General features: G+C 57.0%; 22 protein-coding genes. 20 read left to right on the top strand and 2 right to left on the bottom strand.

From position 1 onward, the window contains the following. Positions 1-8 precede the first annotated feature (8 nt). The 19 genes from AC6I6H_RS09305 to AC6I6H_RS09215 all read left to right on the top strand — a co-directional run bounded on the left by AC6I6H_RS09305 (position 9) and on the right by AC6I6H_RS09215 (position 19,168). On the top strand, positions 9-470 hold the full coding sequence (locus AC6I6H_RS09305; RefSeq protein WP_497953480.1) for a chemotaxis protein CheW: 462 nt from the start codon (positions 9-11) through the stop codon (positions 468-470). 3 nt (positions 471-473) lie between these two features. Continuing rightward, entirely contained in the window at positions 474-1,094 is a 621-nt protein-coding gene (locus AC6I6H_RS09300; protein WP_497953479.1) for a chemotaxis protein CheC, read from the top strand. Continuing rightward, positions 1,091-1,585: a chemotaxis protein CheD gene (locus AC6I6H_RS09295; RefSeq protein ID WP_497953478.1), complete on the top strand. Its 495-nt coding sequence runs from the start codon at positions 1,091-1,093 to the stop codon at positions 1,583-1,585. The genes AC6I6H_RS09300 and AC6I6H_RS09295 overlap by 4 nt, the downstream gene beginning before the upstream one ends. A 3-nt stretch (positions 1,586-1,588) precedes the next feature. After that, the gene (locus AC6I6H_RS09290) at positions 1,589-1,999 is read left to right on the top strand and encodes a hypothetical protein (protein WP_497953477.1); all 411 of its coding nucleotides are present in this window, start codon (positions 1,589-1,591) and stop codon (positions 1,997-1,999) included. Between the two features lie 15 nt (positions 2,000-2,014). After that, on the top strand, positions 2,015-2,800 hold the full coding sequence (locus AC6I6H_RS09285) for a FliA/WhiG family RNA polymerase sigma factor (protein ID WP_497953476.1): 786 nt from the start codon (positions 2,015-2,017) through the stop codon (positions 2,798-2,800). 29 nt (positions 2,801-2,829) lie between these two features. Next, positions 2,830-4,239, top strand: coding sequence for a flagellar assembly protein A (locus AC6I6H_RS09280; RefSeq protein WP_497953475.1), 1,410 nt, complete (start codon positions 2,830-2,832; stop codon positions 4,237-4,239). A gap of 59 nt (positions 4,240-4,298) precedes the next feature. Beyond that, a complete protein-coding gene (locus AC6I6H_RS09275; RefSeq protein ID WP_497953474.1) occupies positions 4,299-4,625 on the top strand; it encodes a hypothetical protein in 327 nt (108 codons plus the stop codon). Between the two features lie 12 nt (positions 4,626-4,637). Next, positions 4,638-5,231, top strand: coding sequence for a hypothetical protein (locus tag AC6I6H_RS09270; protein WP_497953473.1), 594 nt, complete (start codon positions 4,638-4,640; stop codon positions 5,229-5,231). After that, positions 5,224-5,727: a hypothetical protein gene (locus AC6I6H_RS09265; protein WP_497953472.1), complete on the top strand. Its 504-nt coding sequence runs from the start codon at positions 5,224-5,226 to the stop codon at positions 5,725-5,727. Before AC6I6H_RS09270 ends, AC6I6H_RS09265 begins: the two co-directional genes overlap by 8 nt. Positions 5,728-5,893: 166 nt before the next feature. Beyond that, positions 5,894-6,592, top strand: coding sequence for a 30S ribosomal protein S2 (gene rpsB, locus AC6I6H_RS09260; protein WP_497953471.1), 699 nt, complete (start codon positions 5,894-5,896; stop codon positions 6,590-6,592). Between the two features lie 91 nt (positions 6,593-6,683). After that, positions 6,684-7,334, top strand: a complete 651-nt coding sequence (tsf, locus tag AC6I6H_RS09255) for a translation elongation factor Ts (protein WP_497953470.1) — start codon at positions 6,684-6,686, stop codon at positions 7,332-7,334. Between the two features lie 120 nt (positions 7,335-7,454). Next, positions 7,455-8,183, top strand: coding sequence for a UMP kinase (gene pyrH / locus AC6I6H_RS09250; protein ID WP_497953469.1), 729 nt, complete (start codon positions 7,455-7,457; stop codon positions 8,181-8,183). Continuing rightward, positions 8,184-8,741, top strand: coding sequence for a ribosome recycling factor (gene frr / locus AC6I6H_RS09245; RefSeq protein ID WP_497953468.1), 558 nt, complete (start codon positions 8,184-8,186; stop codon positions 8,739-8,741). Between the two features lie 231 nt (positions 8,742-8,972). After that, the gene (uppS, locus tag AC6I6H_RS09240) at positions 8,973-9,740 is read left to right on the top strand and encodes an undecaprenyl pyrophosphate synthase (protein ID WP_497953467.1); all 768 of its coding nucleotides are present in this window, start codon (positions 8,973-8,975) and stop codon (positions 9,738-9,740) included. Positions 9,741-9,761: 21 nt separating this feature from the next. Then, positions 9,762-10,580: a phosphatidate cytidylyltransferase gene (locus tag AC6I6H_RS09235; protein ID WP_497953466.1), complete on the top strand. Its 819-nt coding sequence runs from the start codon at positions 9,762-9,764 to the stop codon at positions 10,578-10,580. 12 nt (positions 10,581-10,592) lie between these two features. Continuing rightward, on the top strand, positions 10,593-11,744 hold the full coding sequence (locus AC6I6H_RS09230; RefSeq protein WP_497953465.1) for a 1-deoxy-D-xylulose-5-phosphate reductoisomerase: 1,152 nt from the start codon (positions 10,593-10,595) through the stop codon (positions 11,742-11,744). Positions 11,745-11,900: 156 nt separating this feature from the next. Continuing rightward, on the top strand, positions 11,901-13,157 hold the full coding sequence (gene rseP / locus AC6I6H_RS09225; RefSeq protein WP_497953464.1) for an RIP metalloprotease RseP: 1,257 nt from the start codon (positions 11,901-11,903) through the stop codon (positions 13,155-13,157). 36 nt (positions 13,158-13,193) lie between these two features. Beyond that, positions 13,194-14,648: a proline--tRNA ligase gene (gene proS, locus AC6I6H_RS09220; protein WP_497953463.1), complete on the top strand. Its 1,455-nt coding sequence runs from the start codon at positions 13,194-13,196 to the stop codon at positions 14,646-14,648. Between the two features lie 188 nt (positions 14,649-14,836). After that, positions 14,837-19,168 carry a PolC-type DNA polymerase III gene (locus AC6I6H_RS09215; protein ID WP_497953462.1) on the top strand — a complete coding sequence of 1,444 codons (4,332 nt, stop codon included), beginning with the start codon at positions 14,837-14,839 and terminating at the stop codon, positions 19,166-19,168. 268 nt (positions 19,169-19,436) lie between these two features. On the opposite strand, the gene AC6I6H_RS09210 is transcribed toward AC6I6H_RS09215, so the two are convergent. Further along, a complete protein-coding gene (locus tag AC6I6H_RS09210) occupies positions 19,437-20,429 on the bottom strand; it encodes a ketoacyl-ACP synthase III (protein ID WP_497953461.1) in 993 nt (330 codons plus the stop codon). Between the two features lie 179 nt (positions 20,430-20,608). After that, positions 20,609-21,001, bottom strand: a complete 393-nt coding sequence (locus AC6I6H_RS09205; RefSeq protein WP_497953460.1) for a hypothetical protein — start codon at positions 20,999-21,001, stop codon at positions 20,609-20,611. A 491-nt stretch (positions 21,002-21,492) separates the two neighbouring features. Between AC6I6H_RS09205 and rimP the strand changes: the two genes are divergently transcribed. Next, a complete protein-coding gene (gene rimP / locus AC6I6H_RS09200) occupies positions 21,493-21,951 on the top strand; it encodes a ribosome maturation factor RimP (RefSeq protein WP_497953459.1) in 459 nt (152 codons plus the stop codon). The last annotated feature ends 28 nt before the right edge of the window (positions 21,952-21,979 follow it).

The raw sequence follows: 21,979 nt of genomic DNA, 5'->3' as shown, positions 1-21,979 counted from the left end.
GTAAGGACATGGGTGAAGAATTAAAAGTGATCGTGTTTTCACTGGGCAGCGAAGAGTACGGGGTGGAAGTGGAAAAGGTCAAAACGATCGAACGGGTCCAGCATCTGACCCGCGTTCCCAAGACGCCTTCGTTTGTAAAAGGCGTCATGAATCTGCGCGGCGTGGTCGTTCCCGTCATTGATCTGCGCGGCCGCTTCAGCCTTCCGGAATCGGAGTTCACCGACAGCAGCCGGATTATCGTGGTCGGCGTCGGCGAGCTGGAGGTCGGCATGATCGTCGACTCCGCAAACGACGTCATTGACGTCAATACCGATTCGATCTCCGACCCTCCGGAAATCGTCGGCGGCATCAAGGCAAAATACTTGCGCGGCGTGGCTCGAATCGGCGAAGAGCGTCTCCTCGTGCTTCTGAACCTGAAAGAGGTGCTGAACAAAGCGGAAATCGTTCAGCTGGAAGAGATCGGGGAATAAGCGGTGTCCTCTTTTCGATCTTTAGGAGACTATCAGCTGGATGTGCTGAAGGAGGTCGGAAACATCGGGGCGGGACATGCCGCAACCGCCCTGTCCACCTTGCTCGACAAACCGGTTGATATGATGGTACCCCAGGTCCGGCTCGTGCCTTTCGAGGAAATTTCCGAAAGCGTCGGCGGGGCCGAGCAAATTGTCACCGCCATCTTCCTTCGCGTGGAAGGCGAAACGCCGGGCAACCTGTTCTTTATTCTGTCGATGGACTCCGCCAAGCGCCTGCTGGGCCGCTTCGCGGGCCTGGACGGAGAAGAGGACGGCGAGTTCAGCGAGATGGAGCTTTCCGCACTGAACGAAATCGGCAACATACTCGCCGGCTCCTACCTGACATCTCTTGCCGATTTCACCCGGCTTTCGATGATGCCGACCGTACCTTCCCTGGCGGTGGATATGGCGGGAGCGATTCTCAGTTATGGCTTGCTGCAGTTTGGAGAGATGGGGGATCACGCCCTCTTTATCGACACGAAGTTTCTGCAGAACGGCAAGGAAGTAGAAGGGCATTTCTTTCTGATTCCCGATCCGGAGTCATTTGACAAAATCTTTGCCGCTTTGGGAGTCAATGGCTCATGATTGAACGCGTCGTGATTAAAGTCGGAATGGCCGATCTCAATGTGGCGGCAAAGGAAGGATTTCTGAAGACAACCGGGCTTGGCTCGTGCGTCGGCCTGACCCTGTACGATCCGCTCGTGAAGGTGGCAGGCATGGCGCATGTGATGCTCCCGTCCTCGGAAATTGCCAAAGAAGGCCAGTTGAATCGCGCCAAATATGCCGACACGGCGATTCCGGAATTGATTCACCGCATGGTCCAGCTGGGCGCCACCGTTTCCCGCATGCAGTCCAAGCTGGCGGGGGGCGCCCAGATGTTTTCCTTTGCCACGGCGAAGGATACGATGCGAATCGGCCCGCGCAATGTGGAATCCTGCAAGGCCATGCTGGACAAATTCGGAATCCCCATCATCGGAGAGGACACAGGTGCCAATTATGGGAGGACCATTGAATTTGACAGTTCCTCGGGAGTTTTGTTCATTAACAGCGTACAAATGGGTACAAAGGAATTGTAAGCGATGAAACGTTATCTCCGTTTGGCCGTTCCAATCGGCTTGTTGGGTTTCCTGGCGACCTTTCTGCTTTCCCTCGGCCATAACATCCTGACCACGTCCCTGGTCCGGGGGCTGGTCAGCGGGGCGCTTCTGTTCGCCATCTCGCTGGCGGGAGCCTGGGCCTTCGGGGTCCTGTTGAAAGAGCCGAAGGCCGAAGAAGCTTCGCTTGAACAACCGGCTGAACAGCCGAAAGGCCAAAATTTTGATGTGACCACCCCGAATGAAGACGAAGAACTGAAGCAGCTGCTGAGACAACCGCCTTCCCAAGTGGAGGATGACGGGTTCCAGCCGCTCCAGCCTCCGAAGCTCGCGACGAAAATCGATTCGGATCCGGAACTGTTGGCACAAGCAATGCGTCGAATGTCTGAAGAGTAAGGTGGTGACCGGACCGTGAAACAAACGGGCAAAGCGGCCAAACCCAATTTGGAGTTATGGCGCAAATGGAGGGAAGAGGGCGACCCTTCCGCCAAAAAAGATTTGATCGAGTCGTATCTGCCGCTGGTGGATTACGCCGCCGGAAGACTGGCGGTCGGACTCCCCAAGTCGGTGGCCAAAGAGGACCTGGCGAGCACCGGTGTGCTCGGCCTGATTGACGCCGTAGACAAATTCGATTATGAACGCGGCCTGCAATTTGAAACCTATGCATCCTGGCGAATCCGCGGCGCCATGATCGACGGGCTCCGGCAGAACGATTGGGTTCCCCGCTCCGTTCGGGAGAAAGCGAAGAAAATTGAAGACGCCTATCAAAAGCTGGAGCAAACCTATATGCGCTCGGTGACCGACGCGGAAATCAGCAGCTACCTGAACGTGTCCGAATCCGATTTTCGGCAGATGCTGCAGGATGTCGCGTTCGCAACCGTTTCTTCCTTTGATGAACCTGTGAAGGAGGACGAGAACGAGGCGCGGTTGTCCTTTTTGATTGACGAGAAAGCCAAAAACCCCGATTACAAGGTCAATGAAACGTTTATGAAAGAGACGCTGGCGAAAGCGATCGACAGGCTCACGGAAAAGGAACGAATCGTCGTGTCTCTGTTTTATTATGATGAACTGTCATTAAGCGAGATTGCGGAAGTGATGAGCCTGTCCCCCTCAAGAATATCCCAGCTTCACTCAAAAGCCATTTTTCGGTTGAGGGGCTCTTTAAATCGGTTGAGAGGACAGCTGCTGACCGATTGACGTTTACAGTTGGGTTAGGGGGGCTACTATTGTATTCCATTCAAGGGCTTTTGGACAAGTGCGCGAAAGTTTCGGTCTCCGCGGACAAACAAACGGCTCTGCTCACATTGCTTATGGTGGAAGAAGGATTTGCCTGCACCGCTTTTGACCTGGAAGACCTGCTGAAGCGAAACGGCGTTGTTTACGGCATTCAGCACAGCCAGCTGGCGAACATCGCATCCAACCCCGCCGCTTTTGTCGGCACGGCGATTCCGGTCGCAAAAGGCAAGGCGCCGGAGGACGGGGCGGACGGCTCGATCCGGTATCTCTTTGACATCAACGCTACGGAGCGCAAACCGCTGATGCTGGAAAACGGCAAGGTGGATTATAAGGAAATGACGACCATCCTGAATATCCGCCAGGGCGAGAAAATCGCAGACCGGACGGCGCCCACGGACGGATCGCCGGGCATCGCCGTAACGGGCGAGGAAATTGCCGGAAAGCGGGGGAAGGAAGCCCGGTTCAAGCTGGGCAAAAACGTCGTCACGGACGCCGAGCAAAGCATGCTGTTTGCTGCCATTGCCGGCGTTATCACCGTTACCGAGAAAGACAAAATCAATGTGTTTCCCCTGTATGAAGTAAACGGGGACATCGATTATAACATAGGCAACATCGACTTTGTGGGCTCGGTGGTGGTCCGGGGCAACGTGCTCAGCGGCTTTCGAGTAAAAGCCTCCGGGGATATCCGCGTGACCGGCGGGGTCGAGGGGGCGGAGCTGCTGGCCGACGGCTCGATTGAAATCTCCGGCGGCATTCTCGGCCAGAGTAAAGGGCTCGTGAAAGCGGGCAAAAGCGTCAAAAGCTCGTTTGTGCAGGACGGACGCATCGAAGCGGGCGAGGATGTCCTCATCAGCCAAAGCATCATGCATTCGACGGTTCGTGCGGGACGCAATGTCTTCTGCAAAGGCGCCAAAGGCCTGATAGTCGGCGGCATCGTTCAGGCGGGCGCACGGGTGGAAGCGCGGAACATCGGCAATTTCCTGTCGACCGCGACCGCGATTGAGGTCGGCGTTTTGCCCGAGCTTCGCAACGAGCTGCAGGACCTGCGGAGCCAGCTCAAGCTTTCCAACGAAAACCTGAAGAAAACGGAGCAGGCGTTGACCCTGCTCGACCAGTTGGCCGCGGCGGGACAGCTGTCCGGCGAGAAGCTGGCTATGAAAATCAAGCTTGGCAATACCCGCAAACAAGCCAAGGAAGAGATCGACCAGATCAAGGAGCGCATTCTGGAGATCGAAACCCAGCTGGATCAAACGGGCGCAGCCGTGGTGGAGGTCAATTCCACCATTTACGGCGGAGCCAAAATTGTGATTGGCCGATACACAAGGTTTATCAAGGACCCGGTGTCCCGCGTACGTTTCATGATCATGGACGGAGACATCGCCATGCTGTCGGATTATTAAGCCGCAGCGGGATGACGCGATTAGCTTTCGCCGCAGGCGCAAGCGGGAGGAGCGGAACTATGAGCCTGAAAGCCATTGATATGCAAATCGCCGTTCATAAAAGCCCTGACGCCAGCCAGCTTCAGAAGCAGCAGCTGGAGCGTCCGGTAATGGAGCAATCCGTCCTGGCCGCGAATCAGGCGAAAGCCGATACCGTCAAAAGCCGGCGGAGCGAACGCAAGGATGAAGCGAAAAAAGGCAGTGTCGACACAGCTCCCGACCGGAACGGAAAGCAGCGCCGCCCGGCCGCGCACGCCGGCAAAAAGACGGGGAACGAAGCCGCCGAATCCTCCTCCAAAGAGCCGGAGCACCCCTACAAAGGACATCACGTCGATTTAACGCTTTAGGAGGGACACCCCATGGATTTGTGGGTTATTGTGGTGCTCATGGGCATCGTTTGTCTGGTTGCTTCGTGGATGGTCAAGGACCCGAAGCCGGCGGCCAGCATGACCAAGGAAATTGAAGACGCGCTTGACCTCGTGGCCGCGAATATGGAACAGGAAAACCGAGACCTGATCCGTTCCATTGAGCGCATGAAGGACGAATCCGACCGGCGCGGGGAAGAATGGCTCCGCAAAGCCGCGGAGCTGGAGCGGAGGGTGGACGAGCTGTCGCAGGAGCTCGCACGGGTTCGCGGCCAGGTAGCGGAGCGATCCGTTCAAGCGCGCGTCTCCGAGGCGGGTGCTTTTTCCGTCCCGGAGCGCTCCCAGGCGGCCGGCATGGCGGAAAGGCCGGCGGCCGCAGCGGCGGTGCCGTCCACGCCGGAGGAAGCGGAACCGGCCGTTCTCATGCCGCAGGCGCCGGACAGCCTGAAGGCGCGCTATCCCGAAATTTTCCGCCTGCACCGCGAGGGGAAATCGATTGAGCAGATTGCCAAGCAGATGGGCATCAACAAAGGCGAAACGGCGCTGATCCTGCAGCTTTCGAAACAGGAGGAGGAGGGCCGTGTTTAAAAACCGCAAATTTCTCGTTGGCCTCGGAACCGGATTAATGGTCGGGGCCATTCTGATGCAGCTGGGCTCCATCGGGCAGCAGGCGGAAGCGGACCTGCGCGGAACCGTTTCCCCGAGTCCCGCCGCTTCGGCTCCGGCCGCCACGCCTGTCCCCCCGACATGGGAAGGGCTTCAAAAAGAAGCGGGAGAACTGGGCGGCACCCTTTTGACCAACGAGGATTATGAAGCGCTGCAACAGAAAGCGAACCGGCCCGATCCGACCGCCGCTCCGGCCGGAAACGCGCCGCGGCAAATCTATCTCTACATCTATAATGGAATGGACTCGGACGCCATCGAAGAATACCTGTATCAGGCGGGCGTGCTCAACGACCGGATGGCCTTCCGCGAAACGGTGCGCAAGCAGGCGTTGTCCAAGAAACTGAAGTCGGGTTTGTATGCTTTTACGCCGAACATGGACGTTCCCGCCCTGCTGGCTGAATTGCAGCGGGGAAATTGAACGGGAAGGTTGCAAGACCCCTTGGCGCTATGGTATATTAGTTAGCGGTGTCAAGATCACACACGCCTTTGAAGTTCGGACGGAGGTGCTGGCCGCATGGACAGTCCCGTTCGAAGATGCGAAAGGCGGAGGATCAAAATAAACCAAATAGAGGAGGTGCGTGAAGATGGCAGTCATCTCCATGAAACAGCTTCTGGAAGCTGGGGTACACTTCGGTCACCAAACCCGTCGCTGGAACCCGAAAATGGACAAATACATCTTCACCGAAAGAAACGGCATTTACATCATTGACCTGCAAAAAACGGTCAAGAAGGTTGAAGAGGCGTACAATTTCGTCAAAGGCCTGGCGGCCGAAGGCGGAACGTTCCTGTTCGTAGGAACGAAGAAGCAAGCGCAGGATTCCGTTAAGGAAGAAGCCGAGCGCTGCGGCATGTACTACATCAACCAACGTTGGCTGGGCGGCACGCTCACCAACTTCCAAACGATCCAAAAACGGATTTCCCGTCTGCACGAACTGAACAAATGGGAAGAAGACGGCACGTTCGAAGTTCTGCCGAAGAAAGAAGTCATCCTTCTCCGCAAAGAGAAAGAGCGTCTTGAGAAATTCCTCGGCGGCATCAGCGGCATGAAGGGCCTTCCGAGCGCCCTGTTCATCATCGACCCGCGCAAAGAGCGCATTGCCGTTGCGGAAGCCCGCAAGCTGGGCATCCCGATCGTCGGCATCGTCGACACCAACTGCGATCCGGACGAAATCGACTATGTGATTCCCGGCAACGACGACGCGATCCGCGCCGTTAAGCTGCTCACGTCGAAGATGGCCGATGCGGTAGTCGAAGCGCACCAAGGCGAACAAACGACAGCATAAAGCACGACATAGAGGGGTGGGTTGAAGGTCTTGGAACCTATCGCCCGCCCCTTATTTATGACCATTCCCAACCTTACAGGAGGTTTTACTTATGGCAGTGAGTGCAGCAGCGGTTAAAGAATTGCGCGAAAAAACGGGAGCAGGCATGCTCGATTGCAAAAACGCCCTGGAAGAAGCAAACGGAGATCTGGCCAAAGCAGCTGAACTGCTGCGTGAAAAAGGGCTGGCTGCAGCCGCCAAGAAAGCCGGCCGCGTAGCGACCGAAGGCGCCGTAGGCTCCTACATCCACGCCGGCGGACGGATCGGCGTTCTGGTGGAAGTCAACTGCGAAACCGACTTCGTTGCCAAAACGGATCAGTTCCAGGCGCTGGTGAAGGACATTGCCATGCAAATTTCCGCGACGAGCCCGCGTTATGTTCGCCGGGAAGAAGTTCCGCAAGAGGACATCGAGAAGGAAAAGGAAATTTTGCGCGCTCAAGCCCTGAACGAAGGCAAACCGGAAAAGATCGTCGACAAGATGGTCGAAGGCCGCATCAACAAATTCTACGAAGAATTCTGTCTGATGGAACAAGCCTTCATCAAGGACCCCGACAAAACCGTCGCTCAGCTGCTGAACGAAAAGATCAGCACGATCGGCGAAAACATCACCATTCGCCGCTTTGCCCGCTACGAGCTCGGCGAAGGGCTGGAGAAGAAACAGGACAACTTTGTGGAAGAAGTTATGGCCCAAGCCAACCTGTAATACAAGCAAACGGAAAGGAACACCGGCGTGTTCCTTTCTTTCTAGCGTCCCGCCCGTTTCAACGGGCCCGGGCCGCCGGTCATGCAGGTTATTTTAACTAAACGTATGGAGGTATCAGGTTTGGAACAGCCGACTTTTAAACGAATTGTGCTGAAGCTGAGCGGTGAAGCGCTTGCCGGCCAGCAGGGATACGGAATCGATTCCCAGACCATCATCTCTATCGCGGAGCAGGTCAAAAGCGTTCATGAATTGGGCGTGGAGGTTGCCATCGTCTGCGGGGGAGGCAACATCTGGCGCGGAATCGCCGGCAGCGCGAAAGGCATTGACCGGGCGACCGCCGACTACATGGGAATGCTCGCCACCGTGATGAACTCCTTGGCCTTGCAGGATGCGCTGGAAACGGTCGGAGTGCCGACGCGCGTCCAAACCTCGATCTCCATGCAGCAGATTGCGGAACCTTACATCCGCAGAAGAGCAATCCGCCATCTGGAAAAGGGCCGGGTCGTCATTTTTGCAGCCGGTACGGGCAACCCTTATTTTTCCACGGATACGACCGCTGCGCTTCGGGCAGCCGAGATTGAAGCGGAAGTCATCCTGATGGCCAAAAACAAAGTGGATGGCGTCTACTCCGCCGATCCGTTCAAAGACGAAACGGCGATCAAATATGAGACTCTGACTTATATGGAAGTGCTGAGCCAAAACCTCGGCGTCATGGATTCCACGGCCTCCTCCTTGTGCATGGATAACAACATTCCGCTGATTGTGTTCTCCATTACTGAGGAAGGCAATATCAAGAGGGTTGTGCTCGGCGAGAAAATCGGAACGATTGTAAAAGGGAGTGTCGAGTAAATGCCGCAATCCATCAAGAAAAATGCGGAAGAACGCATGGAAAAAGCAATGGGCGCCCTGAAACGCGAGCTGGCCTCCTTCCGGGCGGGTCGGGCCACCCCGTCTCTCCTGGACCGGATTCAAGTGGACTATTACGGCTCGATGACCCCTGTTAACCAGATGGCGGGCATCACCACGCCGGATTCCCGCACGCTGATGATTCAGCCCTGGGACAAATCCGCTTTGGCGCAAATCGAGAAGGCGATTATGAAATCGGATCTCGGCCTGAACCCGACCAATGACGGAACGGTGATCCGCATCGTCATTCCGGCCCTGACGGAAGAGCGCCGCGCCGAGCTCGTCAAGCTGACCAAAAAAGCGGGCGAAGAAGCCAAGGTAGCCGTCCGCAACATCCGCCGCGATGCAAACGACGAGCTGAAAAAGCTGGAGAAAACGGACGGCATATCCGAAGACGAAACCCGCCGCCACCAGGAAGACATCCAGAAATTGACTGACCGCTATATTTCCGAGGTGGATAAGATTCTCGCGGCCAAAGAAAAGGAAATCATGGAAGTCTAATAAACGTAAGGCAGCGCTCCGATCGGGAAACCGGCTTACCGCCGGCTCCGGTCGGGAGGGCGGCGGCTCCTCTCCGGTGCCGCCGCTTGGCGAACCGTTGCCGCCCATAAGGCGCAGGCGTTTCATAACCCCCACGCAAATGCCGGGTTGGGAAACGCCTGTTTTGCCGCATGGACTTGCAGCCGGCGCTTCGCCGAAGAGCGGGGAGCGCGCTGTTTTGGAGGAATCGATATGGTCCGGTTTTGGAGAAAAAACACAAATGGATCCGAACGGGAAGCAAACCTTTCCCTGGAAGAAGGCATGATCCCGAAGCATGTGGCCGTCATCATGGACGGCAACGGGCGCTGGGCCAAGAAAAGAGGCCTTCCCCGGATCGCAGGGCATCATGCCGGCATGAAAGCGGTCAAGCGAGTGACCATTGCCGCCGACGAGCTGGGCGTCGAGGTGCTGACGCTGTACGCGTTTTCGACCGAGAACTGGTCCCGCCCGAAAGAAGAAGTGGACTACTTGATGCGTCTGCCTCAGGAATTTCTCAAAATCGAGCTGCAGGAGCTTGTGGAAAAGAACGTTCAGGTCCGGTTGACGGGTTGGCGGGAAGGGCTTCCCGAGCACACGCTGCAAGCCCTGGACGAGGCGGAAGCCAAAACAGCGGGCAACACCGGACTTATTCTTAACTTCGCCTTGAACTATGGCAGCCGGCGGGAAATTGCGGAAGCGGTCCGGGAACTGGCAAAGGAAGCCCAGACCGGACGGATCGCGCCGGAAGAGATCACCGAAGAGCATCTCTCACGGAAGCTTCTGACGGGCGGCCTGCCCGATCCCGATCTACTGATCCGTACGAGCGGAGAGCTGCGGCTCAGCAATTTTATGCTGTGGCAGCTGGCCTATACGGAATTTTGGTTTTCCCCGCTCTATTGGCCGGAATTCGAAGAGCGGGATTTCAGAGAAGCGGTCCGGGAGTATCAGCGCAGAACCCGCCGGTACGGCGGGCTGAAGTAGCCCGGAATGGAGGAATGACGATTGCGAACGCGCATCGTGACGGGCGTCCTGGCGGGCGCCGTTTTTATCGGCATCTTGTTGTGGGGCGGGTACGCTTTTGCCGTTCTGATCGCCCTGATGGCGCTGATCGGTTATGACGAATACATCCGGCTGAACGGCATCAAGCGTTCCAATGCCGCCGCCGTTGCCGGACTTCTCGGCATGGCGCTTTTTCTGCTTCCCGCTTTTGAGCCCGCAGCCGAATGGCTGGCGGCGGCTGCCGAGCCGGAGCGTCTCGTCTGGGGGCTTTTGTTCGTGCTGCTGGCGGTGACCGTCTTCAGCAAAAACCGGACAACCCTGGATCATGCGGGCCTGATCCTGCTGGGCGCCGCCTACCTCGGCATCGGCTACCGGTACATGATCGAAACCCGGCTGAACGGGGAGGACGGTTTGTTCTGGACGCTGTTTGTCTTTTTGTGCATCTGGGCGTCGGACGCCGGGGCCTACTTTACGGGGAGCCTGATTAACAAAGCCAAGTGGTGGCGAACGACCAAGCTGTGGCCGGCCATCAGCCCCAATAAAACGGTGGAAGGCGCCGTCGGCGGCATTTTGCTTGCCGTCATTACGGCCGTTTGCTTTCAGCTCGCCCGGCCGGAGCTGACAGGCATCGGGAAAGCCGTGCTGCTCGGCGCGGTCATCGCGGTCGTCGGCACCGTGGGAGACCTGATCCAATCCGCCTACAAGCGGGTTCGCGGCGTGAAGGATTCCGGCACGCTCCTTCCGGGACACGGCGGAATTCTCGACCGGACCGACAGCTGGCTGATCGTTTTTCCGTTTCTACACATCATCGGCTTGATCTGAGGTGCAGCATTCATGAAAAAAATAGCGATACTCGGCTCTACGGGCTCCATTGGAACGCAAACGCTCGACGTGATCGCCGCCAACCGCGACCGGTATGCCGTGGAGACACTGGCGGCGGGCGGCAACGTGAAGCTGCTGCTCGAACAGATCCGCGAGTTCCGGCCCAAAAAGGTTTCGGTACATAGCAAGGAGCTGGCGGATGAAGTCAAACAAAGAACGGACGGGTCCGTTCAGGTCTACTGGGGGCCGGAAGGCCTTCTGGAGACGGCGGCGAACAATGATGCGGGGCTGGTGGTGACGGCCGTTGTCGGAAGCATGGGGCTGGCCCCTACCCTTGCTGCCATTCAGGCAGGGAAGCATATCGGCCTTGCGAACAAAGAGACGCTGGTCAGCGCCGGCGGCTTGGTAACCGAAGCCGCACGCAAGGCCGGCGTTTCTCTGCTTCCGGTCGACAGCGAGCATTCCGCGATCTTCCAATGCCTGAACGGGGAAGACCGCGGAGCGCTCGAATCGCTGATCATCACCGCATCCGGCGGCTCGTTCCGGGACCGTACCCGGGAACAGCTGAAGGGCGTCACCGTAGAGGAAGCGCTGCGTCACCCGAACTGGTCGATGGGGGCGAAAATCACGATTGATTCGGCCACCATGGTAAACAAAGGGCTGGAGGTGATCGAAGCCCGCTGGCTGTTCGAGGTCGGCTACGACCGGATTCGGGTGCTGCTTCATCCCGAAAGCGTCGTGCACTCCATGGTGGAGTTTGCCGACCGGAGCGTCATTGCCCAGCTGGGCAACCCGGACATGCGGGTGCCGATCCAGTATGCGTTAACCTATCCCGGGCGGATGCCGAATGCGACGGAGCGGCTTGACCTTGCCCGGATCGGAAGCCTTCATTTTCGGGAAATGGACCTGGAGCGCTATCCTTGCCTGGCCTACGCTTATGAAGCGGGACGGGCGGGAGGAACGGCGCCGGCGGTATTTAATGCCGCAAATGAAACGGCGGTCGCCCGTTTTTTCAAAGGGGAGATTTCCTTCCTCGCCATTGAAGAGGTCATCGCCGGGACGCTGTCCCGCCACCGGAACGGAGCGGGCACGGAGCTTGCGGAGGTGCTGGAAGCGGACGCCTGGGCGCGCCGCGAAGCGGCGGACATTGCGCCCGTGAGCTGAACGGGTCCGTCCCGGTCTAGTTTCGGGGGCGTCCGGCATAGGCTTGGAAGAGCGGATCGGCTTGTATTGATCTTCTAAAACATGTTAATCTTAGTACGTAAAAACGTGCTTCCGCCGGTCGCATGCTACCCAAAGAGGCAAGGGAGGACTGTATTTTTGAATCCTTTACAGATAGGCCTGCAAATTGTGCTGATGTTTTTTGTTCTGGTTTCGCTGCATGAATTCGGGCATCTCTATTTTGCCAAACGGGCGGGCATTCTGGTCAGGGAATTTGCGATTGGCTTCGGACCGAAGCTTTTTTCCTATAAAAGAGGAGAGACGCGCTATACGCTGCGTCTTTTGCCCATCGGCGGATTTGCCCGGATGGCGGGGGAAGACCCGGAAATTTTACAGATCGCCACCGGTCAAACGGTCGGCGTCCGGCTGAAAGAGGACCGCATCACCGAAATCCACACGGACCGCTTTGAGCGGCTGCCCGGTCTGGTAGTGGGCGACATCGAAGAATTCGATCTGGAGAAAAACTTGTTTCTCCGGCTGTCCGTCGACGGGGAGCCGCACCGGTTTACGGTCGATCCGAAAGCGGATGTCATTTCCCAGGGAAGGGAAACGCAGATTGCTCCGCTGGACCGGCAGTTTGGCAGCAAAACGGTGCCGCAGCGGTTCCTGACCATTCTGGCCGGTCCCGTGATGAACGTCATTCTGGCTTTCGTGCTGTTTGTGATTTACATCTTTGTCGCCGGCGTCCCGGCAAACATTACGCTCGGCAAGATCGAAGCCGGATCGCCGGCCGCCGAAGCGGACCTGCGCACCGGAGATGTCATCCGTTCTGTGGACGGACAGGAAATCGGAACCGATTCCGACCGCCTTGTGTCGTTGATTCAGAGCTCCAAAGGCGAGCCGGTTCAGATCGTGCTGGAGCGGGGCGGCGAAGAGCTTCAGAAGACCTTGACGCCCGTGCAGATGGAGGGAGGCGTCCGCATCGGAACCGAGCTCGGCTACGGCACGAGGTCGGCCGGGGCGGGCGAGGCCATTTCGGGCGCCTGGAAAGAAACGACCTTTATGACCGAGCAAATTCTGCTCAGCTTCAAGAAGCTCGTGACCGGCGATTTCAAAATGGACGATTTGGCGGGCCCGGTCGGCACCGTCCGGTTCACCGCCGAGATCGCTTCGGCCGGTATCGCGCCGATGATCCGCTGGTCGGCTCTGCTCAGCCTGTACCTGGCGATCTTCAATTTGCTGCCGATTCCCGCGTTGGACGGCAGCCGCCTCGTGTTCCTTCTTGTGGAGGCCATCCGGGGCAAGCCGATTGATCCAAACCGCGAAGGGCTGGTGCATTTTATCGGCTTCGCCATGCTCATGCTGCTGATGATCGCGGTCACCTATAACGATATTTTGCAATTGTTCCAGGGGTAGTTCCCGGTTTACCCATGTTCGAGATGGAGGTCCGTCATGTCCAAAGAAAACGAAAAGCAATTTGTCAAAGAGATTACGCCTCAGAACGAGGATTTTTCCCGCTGGTACCTGGACGTTATCAAAAAAGCCGATCTGATGAGCTATTCGCCGGTGCGCGGCTGCATCGTTTTTAAACCCGACAGCTATGAGATCTGGGAGCTGTGCCAGCGCGAGCTGGACGCCCGCTTCAAAGAAACCGGGCACCGCAACGCCTACTTCCCGCTGTTTATTCCGGAGAGCTTCTTCCAGAAGGAAAAGGAGCACGTCGAGGGCTTTAACCCCGAGCTTCCCTGGGTAACGGAAGCCGGCGGCGAGAAGCTGGAGGAACGGCTGGCCATCCGTCCCACGTCGGAAACCATGATCGGCCATATGTATTCCGAATGGATCAATTCCTACCGCGACCTGCCGTTGCTGATCAACCAGTGGGCGAACGTGGTCCGCTGGGAGAAGCGCACGCAGCCTTTCCTGCGCACCAGCGAGTTCCTGTGGCAGGAAGGCCATACCGCACATGAAGACGAAGCCGACGCACGCCGCGAGACGATGCAGATGCTGGAAGTATACCGGGAGTTTGTCGAAAACGTATTGGCAATTCCGGTCATCATGGGTCAGAAGACGCCGTCCGAGAAGTTTGCCGGCGCGGTGGACACCTTCTCCATCGAGGCGATGATGAAGGACGGGAAAGCCGTGCAAGCGGGTACCTCCCATTACATGGGCACGAATTTTGCGGTTGCCTTTGACATCAAGTACCTGAACCGGGAGAACGTGCACACCTATGCGCACACCACCTCGTGGGGGGTCAGCACCCGTTTGATCGGGGCGCTGATCATGGTGCACGGCGACGACCGCGGGCTGGTGCTTCCGCCGAAGGTGGCGCCCATGCAGGCCGTTATGATTCCCGTCGGCCCTCCCAAAATGAGAGACGCCGTCACCGCCCGGGTGTACGAGCTGCACGCCGAGCTAAAGAAGGCGGGCGTTCGCGTCAAAGTGGACGACGACACCAACCAGAGCCCCGGCTGGAAATTCAACGAATACGAAATGCGCGGCATTCCGGTCCGGATCGAGCTGGGCCCCCGCGACATGGAAGCGGGCCAGGTCGTTCTCGTTTCCCGCGTTTCCGGAGAGAAGAAGATCGTCGCACAGGAGAATATCGTGCAGGAGGTCCAGCAGCTGCTGGCCGACGTGCATAACGATATGTTCGAGAAAGCGATGCGGTTCCGGGAGGCGCACACGACCGATGTGGACACCCTGGAGGAACTGAACGCTTATCTGGAAGGCACCAAAGGCTTCGCGCTGGCCGGCTGGTGCGGCTCCGAGGCCTGCGAGGCCCAGGTCAAGGAAGAGACCGGCGCAACGAGCCGGAACATTCCGTTCGAGCCCGCCAAGCACAAGGAAACCTGTCTGGTTTGCGGCGAAGCGGCCAAACATACCGTCGTTTTCGGGCGTGCTTATTAATCCCCGGATTCCGGCATAACCAAAAACAGTCTGGTAGAACCCCGGACGATCGTTTAGAATAGAAGAGCACGGGAATGGAAGCCGCACGCGGCGGCAGACGTTCTCCTGCTCTTTTTATTCCCTGAAACGGGGCTATTCGGCCATTATTTTCATAGATACATTTCATAGATACATAAGGAGGAACAGCAATGGGCAGTATCGCAGAGAAACGGTCGCGCTTCGAAATGCTGATGGCGCACGCCGGAGTCCCGGATGAAGTGGCCGCCGGCCATTTTGCGGACGGATACATCGAGCGTGTGGAAGTCAGCCGGTCGAACCGGGAGTGGACCTTTTATCTGGAGAAAGAATCGCTGGTTCCGTCCGATGTTTACCGGTCCTTTTGCAAGCTGGTCCAGGATAAATTTCAGCATATCGCGAGAGTCCGCTTTGTGGTGCGTTACGGAGACGCCTGTCCGCGCGAGCAGCTGGTGCAGGAATATTGGGGCATGCTTCTGGAATGGCTCCAGCGCCAGGAAGCCACCATCAACGGCTGGCTGACCCGGGCGAAGATGGAGGTGGCGGGAAACCGCATCTCGTTGCAGCTGTTGGATTCCATCGGCCTGGAGCTGGCCCGCAAGAAGCAGGTGGACCGCTGGATCAAAAGCTTTTTCAGCGATTACTTCGGTTTTGACTGTCAGGTGAGCCTGCAAGTCTATGACAACCGGCAGGAAGAGCTGGAGCAGTTCGCAAAGCTCATCGAGCAGGAAGAAAGCTCCGTCGTCCGGGAAATTTTCACCTCGATCGAACAGGAGAACGAAGCGGTCAAGCTGGCCGATGCCGAGCTGAAGCTGATGCTGGGCAACGACATCCGGGAGCCGGCGGTTCCGCTCATGGAGATTCAGGATGTCGAGAAAAAGATCGTCATTCAGGGCATGGTGTTCGGCCTCGATTCCAAAGAGCTCAAAAACGGCAATACCCTGTTTATGTTCAACATCACCGACTTTACGGATTCCTTGATGGTCAAGGCTTTTGCCCGGAACAAGGAAGACGCCAAGGTTTACAGGCTGCTGGAAAACGGAAAATGGCTGAAAATGCGGGGGAAGGTGGATTACGATACGTTCTCCCAACCGCCGGAGCTGATGTTCATCCCCAACGATCTGGTGGAAATCAGCGCGCCTCCGGGACGCAAGGACAACGCGTCCGAGAAACGGGTCGAATTTCACCTCCACACGGCGATGAGCACCATGGACGGCATTACGCCGATCGGCGACTACGTCAAAACCGCCGCCAAATGGGGCATGAAGGCGATCGCCTTGACGGACCACAGCACCGTTCAGGCGTTTCCCGACGCCGGCAAAGCGGCCAAAAAGCACGGAATCAAGGTCATCTACGGCGTTGAGGCGAACGTGGTCAACGACGCGGTTCCCATTGTGCTTCAGTCGGACGACCGGGACCTCCTGGAAACGGAATACACGGTATTCGACATCGAGACCACCGGGCTTTCCGTCGTCAACAACAAAATTATTGAAATTGCCGGCGTAAAAATGAAGGGCGAAAAGGTGATCGATTCCTTTTCCACCTTTATCAATCCGCATGAAAGCATTCCCTATAACATCACGCAGCTGACGAGCATTACCAACGAGATGGTGCAGGGAGCGCCCGAGCTGGCCGACAAGCTGCCGGAATTTGTCCGGTTTGTCGGCGACAGCGTGCTCGTCGCGCACAACGCCAAGTTCGACATCGGCTTCGTGCAGCACAACCTGAAGGCGCTCGGCCTGCCGGAAATGCCGAATCCGGTGCTGGATACGCTGGAGCTGGCGCGTTTCATGTACCCGGACCTGAAGAACCACCGGCTGAACACCCTGACGGCCAAATTCAAGGTCAGCCTGGAAAACCATCACCGCGCGGTGGATGACGCAGAAGCGCTCGGCGGTGTGCTGCAGGCCATGCTGAAAGAACTTGTGCAGGAGCGGCGGATGACGCGGCTGTCCGGCCTGAACGACAACGTAGGCAAGGACTTGTCCAACCAGCGGCCGTTCCACTGCAACATTTACGCCAAAAACGCCGTAGGCAAAAAGAACTTGTACAAGCTGATTTCACTGTCGCATACCGAATACTTCAAGCGGGTGCCGACTATTCCGCGAACCAAGCTGACCGAGCTGCGGGAAGGGCTGCTGGTGATTTCCGGCTGCGAGAAGGGCGAATTCTTCGAAACCGTTCTGAACAAATCCCGCGAGGAAGCGGAGCAGGTGGCGGAATTTTACGACGTGCTGGAGATTCAGCCGCTGGACATGTACATGCACCTAGTCGACAAGAGCCTGGTAGGCAGCCGCCTCGATTTGGAAAAGGCGCTCCGGACCGTCTGCGAAATCGGCGCAAAGCTCGGCAAACCGGTTATCGCCACCGGAAACGTGCATTATTTGGAGCCGAAGGACAAGATTTGCCGGGACATCACCATTCACGGCATCACCGGCTTCAGCCCGCTGAAGGATCAGCGCAAACCGGATGCCCATTTCCGGACGACGGACGAGATGCTGGAGGAATTCCAGTTCCTCGGCGCGGAAAAGGCGAAGGAAGTGGTCGTGACCGCCACCAACAAGCTGGCGGACGAGTTTGAGGAAATCAGCCTGTTCCCCAAAAAGGGCGGACCGACCGACAACGGCCTGTTCTCCCCGATCATCGAGGGGGCGGAGGAGGAAATCCGCAACACTTGTTACACGACGGCAAAGGAGATGTACGGCGAACCGCTGCCGGACATCGTCGTCCAGCGGCTGGAGAAAGAATTGAAGCCGATTATCGGCTACGGGTTTTCGGCGAACTACCTGATTTCCGAGCGGCTGGTCAAAAAATCGAATGCGGACGGCTACCTGGTCGGCTCCCGGGGGTCGGTCGGCTCTTCGTTCGTCGCCACCATGCTGGGCATTTCGGAGGTCAATCCGCTTCCGCCGCATTATGTTTGCAAAGCCTGCAAATACAGCGAGTTTTTTACCGACGGCCGGATTCCGTCCGGGTTTGACCTTCCGGATAAAGCATGCCCGAATTGCGGCGGCCCGCTGAAAGGCGAAGGGCAGGACATTCCGTTCGAAACCTTCCTCGGGTTTAAGGGCGACAAGGTGCCCGATATCGACTTGAACTTTTCCGGGGAATACCAGCCGGAGGCGCACAATTTCACTAAAGTCATGTTTGGCGAGAAAAACGTGTTTCGCGCCGGCACGATCGGTACCGTTGCCGATAAAACCGCGTTCGGCTATACCAAGAAATACGAAGAACACATCGGCAAATCCTGGCGCAAGGCGGAGGTCGAGCGGCTGGCTGCAGGCTGTACGGGCGTGCGCCGAAGCACGGGCCAGCACCCCGGCGGCATCGTGGTTGTGCCCGATTACATCGATGTGGAGGATATCACCCCCGTGCAGTATCCGGCGGATGATACGTCAGCGGAGTGGAAAACGACGCACTTCGATTACCACGCCTTTGACGAAAACCTGCTCAAGCTTGATATTCTCGGACACGATGATCCGACGATGATGCGGATGCTGCAGGATTTGACCGGGGTCGACCCGACAACGATTCCGATGAACGATCCGAAGGTGATGAGCCTGTTCAGCTCGACCGAAGCGCTGGGCGTGACGCCGGAGCAGATTCGGACTCCGGTCGCCACCTACGGCGTTCCGGAAATGGGGACGAAGTTCGTCCGCCAGATGCTGCAGGAAACGCACCCGACCACATTTGCCGACCTGCTGCAAATTTCCGGGCTTTCGCACGGAACGGGCGTATGGCTCGGGAATGCGCAAGAGCTGATCCGGCGCGGCATCTGCAACATCAAAACCGTTATCGGCTGCCGGGACGACATTATGCTTTATCTCATTTATAAAGCGGGCATGGACGCCGGGCTGGCGTTTAAAATCACGGAAAGCGTACGGAAGGGCAAGGGGCTTACCGACGAGTGGAAAGAAGAGATGAAGCGGTGCAACGTCCCCGCCTGGTACATCGATTCCTGCGAAAAGATCGAATATATGTTTCCGAAGGCGCACGCCTCGGCGTACGTCATCTCCGCCGTACGGACCGCCTACTTCAAGCTCTATTATCCGATTGCCTATTACGCGACGTATTTTACCGTCCGGGCGGAGGATTTCGACGTGGACCTGTTCTGCCAGGGCTATGACGCCATCCTGAAAAAGCTGATCGAGATTGAAGAGAAAGGCTTCCAGGCGCAGCCGAAGGAAAAGGCGATGTGCCCGATCCTTGAAATGGGACTGGAAATGACGGCGCGCGGCTTTTCCTTCAAGCCGATCGATTTGTACCGCTCCGACGCCGTCAAGTTCCAGGTCGACGGCAATTCGCTGCTGCCTCCGTTTTCGGCGATTGCCGGCATCGGGGATAACGCAGCGAAGCAGATCGCCGCAGCCAAGGAGGAAGGCGATTTTCTTTCGGTGGAGGACTTTCAGCGGCGTTCCCGCGCTTCCAAAACCATTGTCGAGCTGCTGACCAATATGGGCTGCTTCCGGGGGCTTCCGGAGTCGAACCAGCTGTCGCTGTTTTAAGAAACAAAAACGGATGAACACAACTACGAGGAGATTTGGGCTTTCGGTCGCTGTTGTCCGCGGAATCCCTGAATGTAAGCTTCCAATGGGGGATTCCGCGGACAAAGGCGAACGCTGGCGCTCCTGCAGCCTCAAACTCCTCTTCGTTGCTGACGTCCGCCAACTGGGGCAAAACAGCGAAAAACCAAACAACAACAAAACCCGGACACGGCGGAGAAAACTCCGAGGTGTCCGGGTTTTGTATAGGGATGCAAGGACAGAGCGGTTTTTAGTAACGGAAAATGACGTTGCAGCAGGTGATCCCGGCGCCGACCGACCAGAAGACGACGACATCGCCGCGCTTCAGCTCGCCTTTTTCGATGGTTTTCTGCATGGCGATGAACGGGCTGCTGGTGCCGGTATAGCCGAATTCGTCGCCGACAAACGGGAATTTGGCGATGTCTTCCTTTAATTGGTCGCAGATGATCTTGATGTTGCCCCAGGCAAACTGGGAGAGGAAGTATTTCTTGACGTCGGCTTTGGTGAGGTTGTTCTCCGCCAGCAGGGCCTCGATGGATTTCCGCGCGCTCGCGAACGCCTCGTCCGTGTCGAAGGGGAGCCAGATCATGCGGGCGTCTTCTTCCTTGATGCCGTTCTCCAGCAGGGCGGTAAAGCCTGCGCCCGGCAGGACGATCGTATCGTGATAGGAAGAATCCGTGTAGAAGCCGGAATCGATGAAACCGGAAGCCGTGTTTTCGCTGCGCTCCAGAATTACGGCGCAGGAGGCGTCGCCGAAGTTGGCGTACGGCACTTCCTCGGTGCGCCTGGCATACCGGTTCATTTGCTCGGCTCCGACCAGGAGCGCACGCTTCACGCGCGGGTTGGCCAGCATGTACCGGCTGACCTGCTCCAGCGCCACCACCATGCCTACGCAGTTGGCGTTCAAATCATAAACGGCGGCGCTCGGCTTGCCTCCGACGGCTTGATGAATCTTGATGGCATTGCTTGGCGAAACATATTCGGGCGTTCCCGAGGAGTACACGATCAGGTCGAGATCTTCGCCGGAAAGCCCGGTTTTGTCAAGAACGGCGGCTGAGGCTTTGATCGCCATGGTCAAGGAGTTCTCGGACGGATCAATGTAACGCTCCCGTCTTCCCATGAACTTCATGAGCGGCTTGATGTCTTTTCCCTGCTTCTGAAAATGATCCACAAAAAAGGCGTTGTCCACTTTGCTTTCGGGATGAAAGATCGCCAAATCCCGGATGATTACGTTAGTGCCCATCACAGTCCACTCCTCGCATGGTCCGAATAAACGCAAAAAGTCCAGCCCATGCCGCATCGGAACAGTAAGCGGGGAGCCTACATGCCGACGAAAGATGGGTTGGACCGTCTTCAAGGGAAGCATCCCGGGTACACCGCATCGTTTACGAAAGAATCATGCAAGCGCCGGAGAGGAAAATGTCAAGCCGTGGCGATTCGGAGAGCCTCTTCGCGCGTGTCCACGAAATCCGCCTTCAGCTGAACGGCGTTGCCCACGCGCTTCAGCTGTGCTTTGCAGGTGTTGTGAACGGGATTGACAAACACGATGTTCTTGAACTCCTTGCTCATGTACAACTTGTAGCAGGCTTCCAGAATCGGCAGGACCTCGGGTTTGAAAACGGACAGCTCTACGCAATCGATCAGCAGGGTGTATTGCTTGGGATCGAACGTGCTGACGTGGGCCTCGAAGTCGTCGGGAAATTTCTGGGCCTTCTCCACGTCGAAAAAGCCGCGCAGGGTGATGTAAAACACCTTCTTGTTTGCTTGTACATCCATTTCGTACAGTGCTTGGGGAGCCGCCATCTTCTCATCCACTCTCTTTCCTTGTTTTGACAAATGATGTCGAAGAAATTTTACTTGATAACCTGATCGGGCGTCAATATATGTAAACGGAAGCAGGACTTAGAGCCTATAAAAGAACTTCCCACGATTGGTGGATGAACGGGCGGTCCGTTATTCCGCCCTACCCGGGAGGCCGGGGATATGGGGCTTTCCTATTGTAAGGGCAAACCGGTTATGGTATAATTTTTTTTGGCAATAATGTGGATAGTCGACCGTGTGCGGAGAGTGGGGAAACCCACTCTTTACATTTATAAATCAGATCCCAAACCTTACGGCAGCACGCCGCTCTGATTTGTCCGGTAAACGGCCCCGTCTCGCTTCTTGGAGACGGCTCAGCCGTTTATACTTGTGCTTCAGGGTTTTTTGCGGTACAGGATCCGGTTTGAACGCCGTCCCGAAGACGGATGGCGATAGGCCCGCCGGCCGGCAACGTGCCAGTCAGAAGCATAAAGGGGGATAGAAGCTTGAGCGCAAACATTAAAAACGTGGTGGAAACGTTGACGGGTTCTTTTCTGGAGGAGAACGGCTACGAACTCGTCGAGGTGGAATACGTAAAAGAAGGCAGCAACCGGTTTCTGCGTGTATACGTCGACAAAGAAGGCGGTATCGACATCGACGATTGCGGCCGGATCAGCGAATACTTAAGCGCGCGTCTGGATGAAACGGACCCGATTCCCGACGCCTATTTCCTGGAAGTGTCCTCGCCGGGAGCGGAGCGTCCGCTCAAAAAACCGCAGGATTTTGTCAAAGCGGAAGGGAAATACGTTCTGATCACCACGTATGAACCGATCGACGGCTTGAAGGAGTTCGAAGGAACGCTGACAAGCGTCACGGAAGAAACGCTCACCGTCCGGATCGGCAAAAAAGAGCACGCCATTCCCCGCGCCAAAGTTGCGGGCGCCCGGCTGGCGATCGCGTTTTAAATTGGAAACCGGCAGCAGGCCTTCAGCC

The sequence above is a fragment of the Gorillibacterium sp. sgz306347 genome, from assembly GCF_059735245.1.
Note: the sequence above shows the minus strand (reverse complement) of the source record. Positions and strands in the feature narration are given on the sequence as shown.

What these genes read in the sequence shown, in the direction of transcription:
- AC6I6H_RS09305 (WP_497953480.1), top strand. Translation starts at nt 9, where the DNA reads ATGGGTGAAGAATTAAAAGTGATCGTGTTTTCACTGGGCAGCGAAGAG.
- uppS (WP_497953467.1), top strand. Translation starts at nt 8,973, where the DNA reads ATGGTCCGGTTTTGGAGAAAAAACACAAATGGATCCGAACGGGAAGCA.
- frr (WP_497953468.1), top strand. Translation starts at nt 8,184, where the DNA reads ATGCCGCAATCCATCAAGAAAAATGCGGAAGAACGCATGGAAAAAGCA.
- AC6I6H_RS09230 (WP_497953465.1), top strand. Translation starts at nt 10,593, where the DNA reads ATGAAAAAAATAGCGATACTCGGCTCTACGGGCTCCATTGGAACGCAA.
- AC6I6H_RS09210 (WP_497953461.1), bottom strand. Translation starts at nt 20,429, where the DNA reads ATGGGCACTAACGTAATCATCCGGGATTTGGCGATCTTTCATCCCGAA.
- AC6I6H_RS09215 (WP_497953462.1), top strand. Translation starts at nt 14,837, where the DNA reads ATGGGCAGTATCGCAGAGAAACGGTCGCGCTTCGAAATGCTGATGGCG.
- AC6I6H_RS09295 (WP_497953478.1), top strand. Translation starts at nt 1,091, where the DNA reads ATGATTGAACGCGTCGTGATTAAAGTCGGAATGGCCGATCTCAATGTG.
- AC6I6H_RS09270 (WP_497953473.1), top strand. Translation starts at nt 4,638, where the DNA reads ATGGATTTGTGGGTTATTGTGGTGCTCATGGGCATCGTTTGTCTGGTT.
- tsf (WP_497953470.1), top strand. Translation starts at nt 6,684, where the DNA reads ATGGCAGTGAGTGCAGCAGCGGTTAAAGAATTGCGCGAAAAAACGGGA.
- AC6I6H_RS09290 (WP_497953477.1), top strand. Translation starts at nt 1,589, where the DNA reads ATGAAACGTTATCTCCGTTTGGCCGTTCCAATCGGCTTGTTGGGTTTC.
- rpsB (WP_497953471.1), top strand. Translation starts at nt 5,894, where the DNA reads ATGGCAGTCATCTCCATGAAACAGCTTCTGGAAGCTGGGGTACACTTC.
- proS (WP_497953463.1), top strand. Translation starts at nt 13,194, where the DNA reads ATGTCCAAAGAAAACGAAAAGCAATTTGTCAAAGAGATTACGCCTCAG.
- AC6I6H_RS09275 (WP_497953474.1), top strand. Translation starts at nt 4,299, where the DNA reads ATGAGCCTGAAAGCCATTGATATGCAAATCGCCGTTCATAAAAGCCCT.